This is a genomic window from Micrococcus flavus (assembly GCF_014204815.1).
Lineage (GTDB): Bacteria > Actinomycetota > Actinomycetes > Actinomycetales > Micrococcaceae > Micrococcus > Micrococcus flavus.
This window is the reverse complement of sequence record NZ_JACHMC010000001.1, coordinates 2,368,564-2,383,469: the sequence shown is the minus strand read 5'-3', so window position 1 is coordinate 2,383,469 and position 14,906 is coordinate 2,368,564. Positions and strand designations below refer to the sequence as shown.

16 protein-coding genes are annotated in these 14,906 nt (G+C 74.1%); 6 read left to right on the top strand and 10 right to left on the bottom strand.

Annotation, left to right across the window (positions count from 1 at the left end; genetic code table 11):
- Nucleotides 1-4 precede the first annotated feature (4 nt).
- Nucleotides 5-1,216 carry an acyl-CoA dehydrogenase family protein gene (locus BJ976_RS11025; RefSeq protein ID WP_135030556.1) on the top strand — a complete coding sequence of 404 codons (1,212 nt, stop codon included), beginning with the start codon at nucleotides 5-7 and terminating at the stop codon, nucleotides 1,214-1,216.
- Between the two features lie 29 nt (nucleotides 1,217-1,245).
- Nucleotides 1,246-2,478: an acyl-CoA dehydrogenase family protein gene (locus tag BJ976_RS11020; RefSeq protein ID WP_135030557.1), complete on the top strand. Its 1,233-nt coding sequence runs from the start codon at nucleotides 1,246-1,248 to the stop codon at nucleotides 2,476-2,478.
- A gap of 18 nt (nucleotides 2,479-2,496) precedes the next feature.
- Here BJ976_RS11020 and rimK read toward each other — a convergent pair whose 3' ends face one another.
- On the bottom strand, nucleotides 2,497-3,750 hold the full coding sequence (rimK, locus tag BJ976_RS11015; protein WP_229667305.1) for a 30S ribosomal protein S6--L-glutamate ligase: 1,254 nt from the start codon (nucleotides 3,748-3,750) through the stop codon (nucleotides 2,497-2,499).
- 26 nt (nucleotides 3,751-3,776) lie between these two features.
- Between rimK and BJ976_RS11010 the strand changes: the two genes are divergently transcribed.
- A complete protein-coding gene (locus BJ976_RS11010) occupies nucleotides 3,777-4,322 on the top strand; it encodes an ATP-dependent zinc protease family protein (RefSeq protein WP_268236481.1) in 546 nt (181 codons plus the stop codon).
- The gene (locus BJ976_RS11005; RefSeq protein ID WP_135030559.1) at nucleotides 4,319-5,485 is read left to right on the top strand and encodes a succinylglutamate desuccinylase/aspartoacylase family protein; all 1,167 of its coding nucleotides are present in this window, start codon (nucleotides 4,319-4,321) and stop codon (nucleotides 5,483-5,485) included. The genes BJ976_RS11010 and BJ976_RS11005 overlap by 4 nt, the downstream gene beginning before the upstream one ends.
- 32 nt (nucleotides 5,486-5,517) lie before the next feature.
- Here the strand turns inward: BJ976_RS11005 and BJ976_RS11000 are convergent, their stop codons facing one another.
- On the bottom strand, nucleotides 5,518-5,895 hold the full coding sequence (locus BJ976_RS11000) for a nuclear transport factor 2 family protein (protein ID WP_184231869.1): 378 nt from the start codon (nucleotides 5,893-5,895) through the stop codon (nucleotides 5,518-5,520).
- A 251-nt stretch (nucleotides 5,896-6,146) separates the two neighbouring features.
- On the opposite strand from BJ976_RS11000, the gene BJ976_RS10995 reads away from it, so the two are divergent.
- A complete protein-coding gene (locus tag BJ976_RS10995; RefSeq protein ID WP_135030560.1) occupies nucleotides 6,147-6,380 on the top strand; it encodes a hypothetical protein in 234 nt (77 codons plus the stop codon).
- A gap of 102 nt (nucleotides 6,381-6,482) precedes the next feature.
- Here BJ976_RS10995 and BJ976_RS10990 read toward each other — a convergent pair whose 3' ends face one another.
- The 7 genes from BJ976_RS10990 to BJ976_RS10960 all read right to left on the bottom strand — a co-directional run bounded on the left by BJ976_RS10990 (nucleotide 6,483) and on the right by BJ976_RS10960 (nucleotide 12,890).
- Nucleotides 6,483-7,691, bottom strand: a complete 1,209-nt coding sequence (locus BJ976_RS10990; protein WP_229667307.1) for an MFS transporter — start codon at nucleotides 7,689-7,691, stop codon at nucleotides 6,483-6,485.
- A 149-nt stretch (nucleotides 7,692-7,840) separates the two neighbouring features.
- A complete protein-coding gene (gene rplI / locus BJ976_RS10985) occupies nucleotides 7,841-8,305 on the bottom strand; it encodes a 50S ribosomal protein L9 (protein WP_135030562.1) in 465 nt (154 codons plus the stop codon).
- A gap of 27 nt (nucleotides 8,306-8,332) precedes the next feature.
- Nucleotides 8,333-8,572, bottom strand: coding sequence for a 30S ribosomal protein S18 (gene rpsR, locus BJ976_RS10980; protein WP_002857788.1), 240 nt, complete (start codon nucleotides 8,570-8,572; stop codon nucleotides 8,333-8,335).
- Nucleotides 8,573-8,782: 210 nt separating this feature from the next.
- The gene (locus BJ976_RS10975; RefSeq protein WP_135030563.1) at nucleotides 8,783-9,367 is read right to left on the bottom strand and encodes a single-stranded DNA-binding protein; all 585 of its coding nucleotides are present in this window, start codon (nucleotides 9,365-9,367) and stop codon (nucleotides 8,783-8,785) included.
- 116 nt (nucleotides 9,368-9,483) lie between these two features.
- On the bottom strand, nucleotides 9,484-9,789 hold the full coding sequence (rpsF, locus tag BJ976_RS10970) for a 30S ribosomal protein S6 (protein ID WP_135030564.1): 306 nt from the start codon (nucleotides 9,787-9,789) through the stop codon (nucleotides 9,484-9,486).
- 374 nt (nucleotides 9,790-10,163) lie between these two features.
- Nucleotides 10,164-11,129 carry an endonuclease domain-containing protein gene (locus tag BJ976_RS10965; RefSeq protein WP_135030565.1) on the bottom strand — a complete coding sequence of 322 codons (966 nt, stop codon included), beginning with the start codon at nucleotides 11,127-11,129 and terminating at the stop codon, nucleotides 10,164-10,166.
- A gap of 270 nt (nucleotides 11,130-11,399) precedes the next feature.
- On the bottom strand, nucleotides 11,400-12,890 hold the full coding sequence (locus BJ976_RS10960) for a M18 family aminopeptidase (protein ID WP_135030566.1): 1,491 nt from the start codon (nucleotides 12,888-12,890) through the stop codon (nucleotides 11,400-11,402).
- 146 nt (nucleotides 12,891-13,036) lie between these two features.
- On the opposite strand from BJ976_RS10960, the gene BJ976_RS10955 reads away from it, so the two are divergent.
- On the top strand, nucleotides 13,037-13,315 hold the full coding sequence (locus tag BJ976_RS10955) for a hypothetical protein (protein WP_135030567.1): 279 nt from the start codon (nucleotides 13,037-13,039) through the stop codon (nucleotides 13,313-13,315).
- Here the strand turns inward: BJ976_RS10955 and BJ976_RS10950 are convergent.
- Nucleotides 13,241-14,863 carry a glycosyltransferase family 87 protein gene (locus tag BJ976_RS10950; RefSeq protein ID WP_135030568.1) on the bottom strand — a complete coding sequence of 541 codons (1,623 nt, stop codon included), beginning with the start codon at nucleotides 14,861-14,863 and terminating at the stop codon, nucleotides 13,241-13,243. The genes BJ976_RS10955 and BJ976_RS10950 overlap by 75 nt on opposite strands.
- Nucleotides 14,864-14,906: the final 43 nt, after the last annotated feature.

Below are 14,906 nucleotides of genomic sequence, written 5' to 3'. Positions count from 1 at the left end.
TGACATGGCATCCCTCACCCCCGTCATCGAGCACCCGGACTTCCTCCTCCTGGACGAGGAGCTCGACGCCGACACGCTCGCCCTGCGGGACCGGGTGCGATCCTTCGCGCTCGAGCACGTGGAGCCCGTGATCAACGACCACTGGGAGCGCGCCGAGTTCCCCTACGGGATCCTCCCGGCCCTGCGCGAGACCGGGATCGTGGGCACGTACATCCAGGGCTACGGCTGCCCCGGGATGTCGCGGCTGCAGGCCGGGATCGTGGCCCGGGAGATGGGCCGCGTGGACGGCTCGGTGAACACGTTCCTGGGCGTGCACGCCAACCTCGGCATGGGCTCCATCTACATCCTCGGCAACGAGGAGCAGCGCCAGCGCTGGCTGCCGGCGATGGCCCGCCTGGAGAAGACCGGCGGGTTCGCCCTGACCGAGCCCGCGCACGGGTCCGACTCCGTGTCCCTCGAGACGTCGGCCCGGCGGGACGGGGACTCGTGGATCATCGACGGCCACAAGCGCTGGATCGGCAACGGCGCCGCCGGCGACGTGATCGTCCTGTATGCCCGGGATGAGGCGGACGGCCAGGTCAAGGCGTTCGTGGTCGAGAAGGACGACGACGGCCGCCACCCGGAGGGCTACCGCCCCGAGGTCATCACCGGCAAGATCGGCAAGCGGGCCATCCACCAGGCCGACATCCGCATCGAGGGCCTGCGCATCCCCGAGGAGAACCGTCTGGCGGGGTGCGAGTCCTTCGCGGGCGTCAACCGGGTCCTCAAGGCGACCCGCGGCGGCGCCTCGTGGGAGGCTCTGGGCCACGGCATGGCGGCCTTCGAGATCGCCGCCCGGTACGCCCTGGAGCGCGAGCAGTTCTCCGCCCCGATCGGCTCCTACCAGCTCGTGCAGGAGAAGCTGGCCACGATGCTCTCGGACCTGGTGTCCATGCAGCTGATGTGCCGCCGCATGGCGGAGCTCGCCGAGCAGGACCGGCTCACGGACGCGATGGCCTCCCTGGTGAAGATGACCACCTCCCGCAAGGCCCTGGCGATGTGCCGCGAGGCCCGGGACATGCTGGCCGGCCAGGGCCTGCTGCTGGAGAACCACATCGCCCGCCACATGACGGACATGGAGGTCGTCTCCACCTACGAGGGCACCGACTCCATGCAGGCCCTGATCGTGGGCCGGGAGATCACCGGCATCTCCGCCTTCACCCGCAAGCGCCGCTGACCGACCCACCCCCCGAGAGGACACCGATCATGAGCACCCCCTTCCACGCCGAGTCCGACTCCTTCCTCGGCCGCGTCGACGTCGTCGGCCTGGACGCCCTGTTCTCCGAGCAGGAGAAGGCCACCGCGCTGGCCGTCCGCGCCTTCGTGGACGAGCACATCCGCCCGCACATCGCCTCCTGGTACGAGGACGCGGTCTTCCCGCGGGAGATCGTCCCGGAGATGGGCCGGCTCGGCGTGCTGGGCATGCCCTACGCCGGCTACGGCTGCCCCGGCCGCTCCGCGGTGGAGTACGGGCTGGCCGCGCAGGAGCTCGAGGCTGGCGACTCCGGCCTGCGCACCTTCGTCTCCGTGCAGGGCTCCCTGGCCATGGGCGCGATCCACAAGCACGGCTCCGAGGAGCAGAAGGAGCACTGGCTGCCGCGGATGACGGCGGGCGAGGCCGTGGGCTGCTTCGGCCTCACCGAGCCCGGCGCCGGCTCCGACCCGGCGTCCATGACCACCACGGCCCGCCAGGAGGCCGGCGGGGACTGGGTCCTCAACGGGACCAAGCGGTGGATCGGGCTGGGGACCATCGCCGACGTCGCGATCGTCTGGGCCCAGACCGGGGAGATCGGGGACGGCCGCGGGGTCCGCGGCTTCGTGGTGCCCACGGACACCCCCGGCTTCACCGCCGAGGCCATCACGGGCAAGCTCTCCATGCGCGCCTCGATCCAGACGGAGCTGCACCTGGAGGACGTCCGCCTGCCTGCGGACGCGATCCTCCCGGCGGACTCCGCTATCGGCCTCAAGGGCCCGTTCCAGTGCCTCAACGAGGCCCGCTACGGGATCGTGTGGGGCGCCATGGGCGCCGCGCGGGACTCGTTCGACGCCGTCCTGGACTACACCATGGGGCGCACCCAGTTCGGCGCGCCCCTGGCCTCCTACCAGCTCACCCAGGCGAAGCTCGCGGACATGGCCGTGGCGATCAACCGCGGCTACCTGCTGGCCCACCAGATCGGCCGGGCCAAGGACGCCGGGACCCTGACCCCGGCGATGATCTCCACCGGCAAGCTGGACAACTGCCGGGTGGCCATCGGGATCGCCCGCGACGCCCGCGAGATGCTGGGCGGCAACGGCGTCACCCTCGAGCACTCGCCGCTGCGCCACGCCAACAACCTCGAGTCGGTGCGCACCTACGAGGGCACGGACGAGGTCCACCAGCTGACCCTGGGCCGGCACCTCACGGGGATCGGCGCGTTCGCCCCGCATGCCACCCGCTGACCGGGGGCGGGGCCCGGGTCAGTCGCGGGCGCCGGAGTCCACGGCGTCGTCGCCGGCGGGGTCCACGGTCCCGCCGGCCGCGGTGGGCTCGGGCAGGGCGTCCTTCGGCAGCTTCCGCACCCGCTTGGGGCGCGACGAGCGGGCCGGGATGAGCGCGCGCATGTTCTCCAGCTTGCCGAAGCAAAGCAGGCGGTCCCCCTCCTCGAGGACCTTGCCGTCCGCGGGATTGGGGAACACGGAGGCCCCACGGTGCAGCGTGAGGACCTGCAGGTCCTTGGCCAGCAGACCGGAGTCCTCGATGGACTGCCCCACCATGTCCGAGCCGGCGAACACCGCGATCTCCGCCACCCCGTAGCCGGTGGACACGGCCAGGCGCTGGCGCACGTCGATGTCCGGGAAGCCGGCCTGGTCCGCGATGTAGTCCACGATCGCCCCGGCCACGTCCAGGCCGGTGGCGCGCTCGATGCCCTCGAGACCCGGCGAGGAGTTGACCTCCATGACCAGCGGGCCGTTCTCACCCTCGAGCATGTCCACGCCGGCCACGTGCAGGCCCATGATCCGGGCCGCGCGGACGGCGGTCTCGGCGTACTCCTCGGAGAGCGTGACCTCCTCCACGGTGCCGCCGCGGTGCACGTTGGAGCGGAACTCGTCCCCCTGCGCGCGGCGCCGCATGGCCGCCACCACGCGGTCCCCCACCACCAGGGCGCGGACGTCCTTGCCCTTGGACTCCTCCACGAACCGCTGGATGAGGACCTGCTGGTTGGTGCCGTGCAGCGTCTCGATGATGGCCTCGGCCACCTTCTTGGTGGGCGCCAGGATCACGCCGATGCCCTGCGTGCCCTCGAGCAGCTTGATGACCACGGGGGCGCCGCCCACCATGTCGATGGCCTTCGCGACCTCACCGCGGTTGCGCACGAACACGGTGGCCGGCTGGTCGATGCCGTGGCGGGAGAGGATCTGGCTGGCGCGCAGCTTGTCCCGGGAGTTCATGATGCCGGCGGCCGTGTTGGGCGTGTACACGTCCATCTGCTCGAACTGGCGCACCACGGCGGTGCCGAAGTACGTCACGGAGTTGCCGATGCGCGGGAGCACGGCGTCGTACGCGGACAGCGGGCGGCCGCGGAACATCAGGTCCGGCTCCGGGGAGCTGAGGTCGATGCCGAACCGCAGCGTGTCCAGGACCTTCACCTGGTGGCCGCGGTCCAGGGCGGCGGCCTTCAGACGCTGCGTCGAGTAGGCGCGCAGGGAGCGGGAGAGGATCGCGAGCTTCATGCGGGGTTCCTGCGAAGATGGGTCACGTGACGGAATCCAACCACACGCGCGAGCCCGCGGCGGCAGATCTCCCCACGGTCCCTGCGGGGGCCGAGGGCCCCGCCGAGGCGCCCGTCGTCGTCGGCTGGCGCGAGTGGGTCGGCCTGCCGGACGCGCTGACCCCGTGGGTCAAGGCCAAGGTCGACACCGGCGCCCGCACCTCCGCGCTGCACGCCTTCCGGATCGAGCGGCACACCGGGGACCACGGCGAGGACCGCGTGCGCTTCGAGGTGCACCCCTGGCAGGGCTCCACCGCGGACGCGCGCACCGTGGACCTGCCCGTGGAGGACGTGCGCACCGTGCGCTCCTCGAACGGGGAGGTGCAGGACCGGTTCGTGGTGCTCATGCCGCTGCGCCTGGCCGGGCGCACCGTGGAGGCCGAGGTCACCCTCACGGACCGGGACGAGATGGGCTTCCGCATGCTCGTGGGCCGCACCGCCCTGGCCCAGGGCTTCCTCGTGGACCCCGCCGCCTCCTACCTCGGCGGGGAGCCGCCCCGCGGGGTGCGCCGCCGGAACCGGGGCCGGTCGTGACGGAGCCCGGCCCCGCGCGTCGTCCGGCCCCCCGCGCGCCCCGACGCGAACCCTTCCGCCTGGGCGACGCCGAGGTGCGCCCCGGCCGGCGTCGGGAGGTCTCCCTGCCGATCTCCCGCCTGGTGACCGGCGCCGAGGTGTCCCTGCCCGTGCACGTCCTCCACGGACGCCACGACGGCCCGACCGTGTGGGTCTCCGCCGCGATCCACGGGGACGAGGTGGTGGGCATCGAGGTGATCCGCCGCGTGCTCGAGCGCCTGGACCCCACCGCCCTGCGCGGCACGCTGCTGGCGGTGCCGATCGTCAACGTGCTCGGCGTGCAGGCGGGGGACCGCTACCTGCCCGACCGCCGGGACCTGAACCGCTCCTTCCCCGGCTCGGCGCGCGGGTCGCTGGCGGCGCGGATCGCGCACCTGATGATGACGCAGGTGATCGCCCGCGCCGAGGTGGGGATCGACCTGCACTCCGGCGCCGACCGCCGCTCCAACCTCCCCCAGATCCGCTGCGACCTCGAGGACCCGCAGACCCGCTCCCTCGCCGAGGCGTTCGGCGCGCCCGTGATGTACCACGCCCGCCTGCGGGACGGGTCCCTGCGCGCCGCCGCCCGCGAGACCGGCGCCCGCGTGCTGCTCTACGAGGCCGGGGAGGCGTGGCGCTTCGACGAGTACGCGATCGTCCCCGGCGTGGACGGCGTCCTCCGGGTCCTGGCGCACCTGGGCATGGTCCGCGCCGCCGACGTCGGGCTCACCCCCGCCGACGACGACGAGGTGCCCCCCGCCGTCGACGCCACCGGTGAGGACGACGCGAGCGTGGCGACCGACCCCGGCACCCACGTGGTGTGGCGCTCCAGCTGGGTGCGCGCCCGCGCCGACGGGCTGCTGCACCTGGACGTGTCCCTCGGGCAGACCGTGCGCGCGGGCGAGCGGATCGGCGCGCTCTACAACTCGTTCGGACGCCGCCTGGCCCACGTGAGCGCCGAGCTGAGCGGCGTGGTGATCGGCCGCGCCGAGGCCCCGCTGGTGCACCGCGGGGACGCGCTCGTGCACATCGGCGAGCTGGACGGCCGCCCGTGGTCGACCCTGCCCGCCGCGGAGCCGGCCTGGTCCGGCGTGCGCGGGGGTCGGCCCTCCCACCGCGAGGAGCGTGCCGAGCGGCTGCCGTGACCGGGCAGGGCGGTCCGAGGCGTCAAGGACGCTCAGGCCTCCGGCGAGACGAAGGCCGCGGTGTCGTAGTACGTGGCGAACCGCTCCACCTCGTCCCCCGAGAACTCCAGCAGGGAGACCCCGGCGTAGGAGACCTCACGGCCGGTGGTGAGGGTGCCGGTGGAGGTCCACTCCAGCACGCCGAGGTCGCCCTCCTCGCGCACCGCGGAGAACTCGGTGGAGAGGCTCGAGAAGACGTCGCGGTACTGCTGCCAGAACGCCTCGGGGTCCTGGGCGGCGCCGGAGGCGTCCTTCTCGGGTCGCTGCAGCGTGGCGCCCTCGGCGAACTGCTCCAGCAGCGGGGCGGGGTCGCCCTCGTCCATGCGGTGCAGGGCGGCGGCGAAGCGGTCGGTGCGGGTCTCGCTGCTCATGGGAGTCCTCCTGGGTGTCGGGCGGCCCCGGACCGGATGCCCGGGGCCAGCTCTGCCGCCACGCCACCACGGATCCGCCCCCATGACCACCCCTGAGGCGCGCCGGGGCTGTGCGAGGAAAAAGTCATCGCTCTTCCGCACCTGACACCTGGACGTGAGAGCACTGAGCCGGTGCGATGGACTGTGTCGCAGGACGAACGTCTCGAGCGCTCTGCGACGGATCGATCCACCCCTCTCGGAAAGGCATCACCATGCTGAAGACCATCTCCTCCCTGGGCATCAAGTCCGACTACATGTTCGCGGCCGGCCTGGCCTCTGTCGGGCTGACGTGGGTCGCCTGGGCCGTGTCCCGCTTCGGCGCCGACGAGTCCAAGCCCCAGGCCGACCGCTGGGGCCTGTTCACCGGCGAGTGGGCGCCCACCTTCATCGCCCTCGGCACCGCTCTCAAGCTCGAGGAGCAGGAGTCCCGCTCGCTGACCAAGTGACCCGCGGCCCCGGGGGCCGCCGGCGCGGCGGCTCCGGGCGGGACGACCCCGTGCCGCGCGGCAGAGCCCGCGGCACGGGGTCGTCCCGTCTGCCGGCACACGTCACGCGGACGGCCGCCGCGCGATCTCCCGCCGCCCGTGCACGAGGGCGTAGTACCCGGCCAGGGACGCCACGAGCCCCGCGCAGGCCAGGTACATGGCGGGGACGCCCGCGGCCGCCACCAGCAGGCCCAACACCACCGGCCCGAGGCCGGTGCCCAGGTCCAGGAGCAGGAAGTACGTGCCCATGGCCACCCCCACCGACGACGCCGGCACCACCTGCGCCGCGATCGTCTGGAACACGCTGATCCCCGGGCCGTAGCTCAGCCCCAGCACCGCGCCGGCCACGAGCATGCCCGCCGACCCGGGCCAGAGCGCCAGGATCACGTAGGACACCGCGAGGCCGGCCAGGATCGGGTAGACCACGGCGTTGTCCCCGCGGCGGTCGTGCAGCGGCCCCACGACCGCGCGGCCCGCGATGGTCCCCACCGCGAACAGCACGAAGAACAGGCCGGGCAGGGACGGGTCCAGGCCCTGACCGGAGGCGTACCCGCCGAGGAACGCCAGGATCCCGCCGTACGCGAAGCCGGCCACCATGGCCACCACCGCCACGGGAGCCGCCTCCGGAGAGAACACCGCCGCCCGGTGCAGGCGGAACCGGCCCGTGCGCGTGTCCTCCGGGACCCGCAGCAGCAGCGAGACCAGCAGGGCCGCCGTCGTGAAGCCCGTGCAGGCGAGGAACAGGGCGTCAGGCCCGGGGCCCTCCGCCAGCTGGAACGCGAGGACCGGCCCGGCCGCCCCCGCGATGGTCATGGCCGTGGAGAACCAGCCCGTCCCCTCGGAGCGCCGCGTCGGCGGGACGATCGCCTGCACCGCCGTGGCCAGGACGGTGCCGGCCGCCCCGAAGCACATGCCGTTGAGGAACCGCACCGCCACGAGCGCCGGCAGCGTGTCCGCCCACAGGTACGCCGCGGACGTCAGCACGTAGAGCACCAGGGCGGCGCGCAGCACGCGTCCCCGGCCCCACGCCGTCGCCGCTGGGGTGGTGGTCACGCGCGTGACCACCGCGCCGAGCACGAACGCCCCCACCACCAGCCCGGCCTGCGCGTCGTCCGCGCCGAACCGCAGCGCCGCGTACGCGGCCATCGCGGTCATGAGGGAGTAGAAGATCATGGCCACGAAGAAGTACGTGACCCCCACCAGCACGAACTGCCGCGTCCATAGGGGTGGCCGCGGCGCGTCGGTCCGGGCGGGGTGTCGGGGGTCGGCCATGCCCGCCATTGTCCCCCCTGCCGCGGGCCGGATGCGCGCACGACGACGCCCCGCCCGTTCCAGCGGAACGGACGGGGCGTCGTCGGGGGCCTCACGGGGAGGCCGGGCGGCGTCCGGTGCGGGGCCGGGACGCCGTCAGAAGCGGATGGTCACTTCTTGGAGTCCTTGGCGGCCACGACCTGCAGCGCGACGGTCGCGACGACCTCGTCGTGCAGGCGCACCTGGGCCTCGTGGTGGCCCACGGCCTTGATGTGGGCCGGAAGGGTCACCTGGCGCTTCGAGACGGTGCCGAGACCGGCGGCCTCGATCGCCTCGGCCACGTCGGCGGCCTGGACGGCGCCGAACAGGCGGCCCTCCTCACCGGCCTTGCGGTCGATGCGCACGGTGGCCGACTGCAGCTTCTGGGCCTGGGCCTGGGCGTCCTCGAGCGAGGCCGCGGCGCGCGCGGCGCGGGACGCCTGCAGCGACTCGACCTGCTTCTCCCCGCCCTTGGTCCACACGGTGGCGAAACCGCGCGGGAGCAGGTAGTTGCGGGCGTACCCGTTCTTGACCTCGACGACGTCACCGTCGGTGCCGAGGCCGGCGACCTCCTGGGTCAGGATGAGCTTTGCCATTGTCGTTCCTCTCCTCTGCTCGCTCGATCAGCCGCGGCCGGCGCCGGCGTAGGGCAGCAGGGCCACCTCGCGGGCGTTCTTGACGGCCTGGGCGATCTTGCGCTGCTCCTGGACGGTCACGCCGGTCACACGACGGGCGCGGATCTTCCCGCGGTCGGAGATGAACTTGCGCAGCAGGGCCACGTCCTTGTAGTCGATCTCGGTGATCTTGGCGGCCTTGAGCGGGTTGGACTTCGGTTTGGGCTTGCGGAGTTCAGCCTTCGCCATCGTGGTGCTCCCTCTTCTCTGGAGCCCGCAGAACGGTTCTGCGGGATGGGATCCACGCGGTGTGCCGCGTGGGGTGCGCCGCGGCGGTGCCGCGGTGCGGGGGGGTGGCCCGGTGTGACGGGCCTCCGGGCGACGGGCGCCCGGACGGGGGTCCTGAGGGGACCGGGGGGCCGGGACGTCGTGCGGGGCACGACGCCGACCGACCGCCGATCAGAACGGGGGCTCGCCGCCGGCGGGGGTGTCCCAGCCGCCGCCCGCGCCGCCGCCGGACCAGGGGTCCTGCGCCGGAGCGGACTGCTGCTGGCCGCCCGAGGGCTGGCCCCAGCCGCCGGACTGCTGTCCGCCGCCGAAGCCGCCGCCGTCGGGGAACCCGCCACCCTGCGGGCCGCCGCCGGACTGCTGGCCGCCGCCGAAGCCACCGCCGCCGCCGCGCTGCGAGCGCGTGACCTTGGCCGTGGCGTACTTCAGTGAGGGGCCGACCTCGTCCACGTCCATCTCCCAGGAGGTGCGGTTGTTGCCCTCACGGTCCTGGTAGGAGCGGGACTTCAGGCGTCCCTGCGCGACGACGCGCATGCCCTTGGTCAGCGACTCCGCCACGTTCTCCGCGGCCTCGCGCCAGATCGAGCAGCGCAGGAACAGGGTCTCCCCGTCCTTCCACTCGTTGGACTGGCGGTCGAAGGTGCGGGGGGTCGAGGCGACGGTGAAGTTCGCCACGGCCGCACCGTTCGGGGTGAAGCGCAGCTCGGGGTCGGCGGTGAGGTTGCCGACCACGGTGATGACGGTCTCTCCGGCCATGGTCACTCCTGTGTTCGCGGAATCGGTCAGCGGGCGGGGACGCAGGTCCCCGGTGGTGTCGCCGGGTGCGGGGCGGATCGGCCGGGCCGACCGCCGGACGCTCCCGGCGGCGAAGATCACTCGGCGGAGATCTTCTGCTCCTCGGGACGGATGATCTTGGTGCGCATGATCGTCTCGTTGATGTTCAGGACACGATCCAGCTCCTGGGTGGCGGCCGGCTCGGCCTGGAAGTTCACGACCACGTAGATGGCCTCGGACTTCTTCTGGATCTCGTAGGCGGTCTTGCGGCGACCCCACACGTCGATCTTGTCGACGGTGCCGCCGGCGTTCGTGACGACCTCGAGGTACTTCTTCAGGGTCGGCTCCACGGTGCGCTCGTCGACCTCAGGGTCGATCAGCACCATCAGCTCATAAGCACGCATGAGAACCCACCTCCTCTGGGCTTGCGGCCACGGTCTCTCCGTGGCAGGAGGTTCTGTGCTCGTCCCCCGCGCGTCGGTCCACACTCTTGGCGGCACGCAGGGAATCCTGATAAGCGTACCATCCGGGTCGAGCGCGGGACCATGACCCGACCGGAGCGGACGGGCCGCGGGGCCCGCGCCCCTCCGCGCGGACCCCGGTCGCGTCGGCCTCGATCCCGACCACCAGTGAACCCGAACCGGGCCGTGAGCGGGACGGACCGACGTCGTCTGTGGACAACTCCACCCGCCCCACCCCCGGCCCGGGCGCACTACTGCCACGTAGGACGCCGGATACGTGGCAGTACTGCGCCCAGGCGGGCTGAACCGATGCCACATCACCCGACGCCGCGGTCCCGCAGCACCCGGCGCACCCGCGTCAGGAACCTCTGCCACTCCGCGGCGCCGAACACCGCGCCGTCCACCCGCAGCGTCTCCACGCCGACGTCCCGCAGCTCCTCGTCCCGTCGCATGTCCCGCCGGTACTGGTCCGCGCGGGTGAAGTGGTGCTCCCCCTCGTACTGCACGGCCACGCGCGCGGCCTCGAAGTACAGGTCCACGGGAATCGATCGCAGCACCCTCCCGTGGGCGTCCCAGACCAGGGGGATCCGCGGGTTCGCCTGCGGCTCGGGTAGGTCCGCCCGCACCAGTCGGAGCCGCAGCCGGGTCTCCTGCGGCGAGTCCGAGCCGGCACGCAGGTGCGGCAGAGCGTCCCGCAGGGCCCGTCCTCCGGGCCGGCCGGCCATGCCGTCGACGGCGGCCCGCACCTCGTCCGGGCTCGCGAGGGGATGTCCCCAACCCGGGGGAAGCCGGCCGCGCGGCCCGTCGGCTCGCCGCAGCAGCGCGTCGCCGGAGATCACGAGGTCCTCCCCGCACAGCCCGGCGGCGACCAGGTCGAGCCAGGTGCGCACGGGGGACGTCACCGCATGGGCCGCCCCGCCGGCACCCAGGACCACCAGGTCCGCCGCGGGGTCGAGGCGCAGCCGATGCCCCTCGACCCCGGCCATGCGTGGCTGCGCCGCGGGCCTGAGGCGGGACAGCTGGGGTGGGGGCTCCATGCCGGACGGCAGCCACAGGTCCCAGAGTGCGGCGGCGGACGCGTGGCTCACGATCAGGCTCCGGTCACGCTGGGCGTGCGCCACGGCGATCTGCACGGACGTCGCCCGCACGTTCCGGCGCCGGCGCAGCCCCCGGCCGGCGGCCACGAGGTCCGGCCGACGCGCGCGGCTGGTGACGAGCCCGGCGGCGACGGCCCGGCAGACGGGGAACACGGGCTCGGGGACGGCGTCGAGGGGGTCGGTCACACCTCCAGTGCAGGCCACCGCGCCCCGCACCGACAGGGAGCGGCCACTGGCTGGGGAGGGGTGCGCCGTCGTCGTCCGGTGTGCAGGAGGCGACGACGCCGAGGGTCGGGTCACCGAGCCCACTCGCCTCCGCGCCGCGCCGGCCCGGGCGCACTACTGCCACGTAGACCGCGGTCTACGTGGCAGTAGTGCGCCCGGGCGGGATAGAAGGGGGCGGGACAGGCGGGGTGACGATGCGCCGGGCGGGGACAGGCGGGGCGGCGAGCAGGCTCACACGCCGGAGAAGAACGCCCCCGCCGCGGCGGCCAGCCGGGCCGGATCGCCCGCGCCGCACATCTCCCGCGCGGAGTGCATGGACAGCAGGCCGATCCCCACGTCCACGGTCCGCACGCCCAGGCGGGTCGCGGAGATCGGGCCGATCGTGGAGCCGCACGGCATGTCGTTGTTGGAGACGAACCGCTGGAACGGCACCCCCGCCACGCCGCACCACCGCGCGAACGCGGCCTCGCCCTCGCCGTCGGTGGCGTAGCGCTGGTTGGCGTTGATCTTCAGCAGCGGCCCGGCGTCCACGCGCGGGTGGTTCACGGGGTCGTGCCGCTCGGCGTAGTTCGGGTGCACCAGGTGGCCGGCGTCCGCGGAGAGCAGCCACGACCCGGCCCGCGAGCGCGCCACGCCCTGCCCGCGCACGCCGATCGCGTCCAGCACGCGGTCCATGACGTCCTCCAGCAGGGGCCCGCCGGCGCCGGTGCGGGTCGCCGAGCCCACCTCCTCGTGGTCGAACGCGGCGAGCACCGGGATCACTGGGGCGCCCGCGGCCTCCCCGGCCACCCCGTCGGCGACGACGCCGGTCCACCCCGGCGCGTCGTCGTCGCCGTCCGCGGCGCCCGGCCGGGGGCGCCCGGCGGCGAGCCCCTCGAGCGCCACGAGCCCGGCGTGCACGGAGGACAGGTTGTCCAGGCGGCCGGACGCGAAGAACTCGCCGTTGGCGCCGAACGCCCCCGGGGCCTGCGCGTCGGCGACCACGACGTCCGCCCCGCGCACGTCCGCCACGTCCACGCCGGCCTGTGCGGCCAGCAGCTCGAGCACGTTGCCGCTCATCCGTACGACGCCGGTCCCGGCCTCGGCGTCCGCGCCCGCCTCAGCGTCGGACGCGCCGCCCACGGACGCGACGATCGGCTGGGTGTGCCTCTGCCGGCCGACCTTCAGCCCGTCCTCGTTGACGCCGCGGTCCAGGTGCACCGCCAGCTGCGGGATGCGGCCCACGGGACCGGTGGCGGCCAGCACCTGGCGGCCGTCGGCGAGCACGAGCCGCCCGGCGAAGCGCAGCTCGCGGTCCAGCCACGAGTTCAGCAGCGGCCCGCCGTACACCTCGACGCCGGCCTGCACCCAGCCGTCGCCGGTCACGGTGACGTGGCTCGGCTTGAGCTTGAAGCCGGGCGAGTCCGTGTGGGCGCCAAGGATGCGGAACACCGGGACGGCGGAGTCCTGGCCGCCGTCCGCCCCGCCCACGGACTCCGGCACGAGCCAGGCGACCACGGCGCCGTCGCGGACCACCACGTATCCGCCGGGCGCGGCGGGGAACCCGTCCGCCTCGGTCAGCCGCGTGAAGCCCGCGGCCTCGAGGCGGCGGGCCACCTCGGCGGCGGCGTGGAAGCTGGACGGGGAGGCCTGGACGAACGCGGCCAGGTCCTGCAGGTGCTCGGACAGGGCGGGCGCGCCGGGCACGGGGGCCGGCGCGGGGGCGGGGGTCTGCGTGGTCATGGCTCCCGACCGTACCGCGCGCCCGACGGCGGCGGGAGGGCTCGACGAGCGGCCCGGCGCCTAGGCTGTCCGGTGCCCGTCCGCCGCGGCGCCGTGCGCCCGGAGCGCCCCGCCGCCGACGCCCCGCCGAGACATGAGGAGACCCCGTGGAGTCCGAGTTCCTGATCGTCGCCGGGATCGGCGTGTTCCTCCTGGTGGCCTGCACGCTGATCGGCTGGGCGATCGTCCGGACGGGCTTCCAGCAGGACCGGGTCCGGGACGAGGATCCGGATGCGGTCTGGCGCGGGCAGATGAAGGCGACCGCCGCGGCGTCGGGCGCGACGTGCGTGTGCCCGCCCGCGCCCACCGGCTCAGCGGGCGGCGCCCACCCCGACGGCGTCCTCCCGGACCCCGAGTGCCCGATCCACCGCTGGGACCTCGCCTGACCCCTCGACCGTCTCCGGACGCCGGCCCGTCATGCCGGGGTCGGTGAGGCCGACGCGCGGGTCGTCCGGATCGCGGGCGGGGTCGCCGTCGGGACCGCGGACCAGGTCCTCCTCCGGGTGCAGGATCTCCCGCACCACGCGGGCGCACAGCCACAGGACGGCGGCCATGTGGGCGAGGATCGCCGCCACGTAGACCGAGTCGTCCATGGAGTGCTGCGGCATGGAGCCGGAGGCGCCCTTGGCCAGGTACATCCACACCGCGAAGAAGTGCAGGACCTCGATCACCTGCCACGCCCAGAAGTCCCTCCACCGGGGCAGCGCGAGCGCCAGGAGCGGGATCAGCCAGATCACGAACTGCGGCGAGTACACCTTGTTGGTCAGCACGAACGCCGCCACCACCAGGAACGTCAGCTGCGCCAGCCGCGGCGTGGCCTTCGCGGTCACCCCGAGCACGAAGACCCCGAGGCAGCACACCGCGAACGCCCCGTACGCGAGCAGGGACAGGTACTCCTCCGGCACGAGGGGCCACCCGGCCTGCGCGGCCACCACGTCCCACGCGTGCCACACGCTGGACAGGCCCGGCCCCCGCTCCGAGGAGAAGGTGAAGAACACGGCCCACGCGTCCCAGTTCGTCAGCATCAGGGGCAGGTTCACCGCCAGCCACGCGGCCGCGGCCCCGGCCGTGGCCCTCAGGAACGGGCCGAACCGCCGCGAGCGCACCGCCAGGATGAGCAGCGGCCCCAGGATCAGCAGCGGGTAGAGCTTCATGGCCGCGCCCAGGCCGAACAGCACGCCGGCCAGGGCGGGACGGCCGCGGGACCAGGTCCACATGCCCCACGCCAGCAGCGCTACCGCCCACAGGTCCCAGTTGATGGTGCCGGCCAGGATGACCCCGGGCGCCACGGCCACCATGAGCCCGTCGCTCCAGCGCCGGCCGGCGGTGCGCACGGTGAGCACCGCGGTGGCGGCCCACAGCCCGACGACGAACAGCAGGTTCACGCTCCAGAACGCCGCGGTGCCCAGCTCCGGCGGGAACGGCAGCGCCTGGGTGACCCACGCCGCCAGGGACGCCACCGCGGACATCAGCACGGGGTACTCGAACGTGGAGTCCGCGCGGAACGGGGCCCACGCGTCGTCCGCGAACCCGCGCCCGCCGTACAGCGCCGCCCAGTCCGAGTAGCAGCCGGCGTAGTAGACGTTCGGGGCGCCCCAGCCGTGCAGCAGGCACGGGCTCTTCTGCAGCACGGTGACGACGGCGGCCAGCGCCACCAGCACCGCGGTCAGCGCCAGCGGGCTCGCCCACGCGCCGGTGTCCCGGCCGCGCCCGTTGGCGGCGAGGCCGCCGGGCAGGCCGTGCCGACCGCCGCGCTCCCCCGGCGCCGGCGTCATGGAGGGCGCCGGGTGTGCGCCCTCAGCGGAACGGGGGCGGGCGGGGAGGAGGGCGCGGCGGGGCCGCGCGCGCCGACCCGCGGAACGGAGGCCGGCGTCGTCCGGGGCGCGGGCGGGCGGATCGTCGGGGGAGACGCGGTGCGCCGGAGCCGGGGACATGCCCCCATCCTAGGAAGCCCGCGGACGGGACGGGACCGCGACG

Bases quoted from the DNA above. Each gene is read 5' to 3' on its own strand.
- BJ976_RS11025 (WP_135030556.1), top strand. From the start codon at position 5: ATGGCATCCCTCACCCCCGTCATCGAGCACCCGGACTTCCTCCTCCTG.
- BJ976_RS11020 (WP_135030557.1), top strand. From the start codon at position 1,246: ATGAGCACCCCCTTCCACGCCGAGTCCGACTCCTTCCTCGGCCGCGTC.
- rimK (WP_229667305.1), bottom strand. From the start codon at position 3,750: ATGAAGCTCGCGATCCTCTCCCGCTCCCTGCGCGCCTACTCGACGCAG.
- BJ976_RS11000 (WP_184231869.1), bottom strand. From the start codon at position 5,895: ATGAGCAGCGAGACCCGCACCGACCGCTTCGCCGCCGCCCTGCACCGC.
- BJ976_RS10995 (WP_135030560.1), top strand. From the start codon at position 6,147: ATGCTGAAGACCATCTCCTCCCTGGGCATCAAGTCCGACTACATGTTC.
- BJ976_RS10990 (WP_229667307.1), bottom strand. From the start codon at position 7,691: ATGGCCGACCCCCGACACCCCGCCCGGACCGACGCGCCGCGGCCACCC.
- rplI (WP_135030562.1), bottom strand. From the start codon at position 8,305: ATGGCAAAGCTCATCCTGACCCAGGAGGTCGCCGGCCTCGGCACCGAC.
- rpsR (WP_002857788.1), bottom strand. From the start codon at position 8,572: ATGGCGAAGGCTGAACTCCGCAAGCCCAAACCGAAGTCCAACCCGCTC.
- BJ976_RS10975 (WP_135030563.1), bottom strand. From the start codon at position 9,367: ATGGCCGGAGAGACCGTCATCACCGTGGTCGGCAACCTCACCGCCGAC.
- rpsF (WP_135030564.1), bottom strand. From the start codon at position 9,789: ATGCGTGCTTATGAGCTGATGGTGCTGATCGACCCTGAGGTCGACGAG.
- BJ976_RS10960 (WP_135030566.1), bottom strand. From the start codon at position 12,890: ATGACCACGCAGACCCCCGCCCCCGCGCCGGCCCCCGTGCCCGGCGCG.
- BJ976_RS10950 (WP_135030568.1), bottom strand. From the start codon at position 14,863: ATGTCCCCGGCTCCGGCGCACCGCGTCTCCCCCGACGATCCGCCCGCC.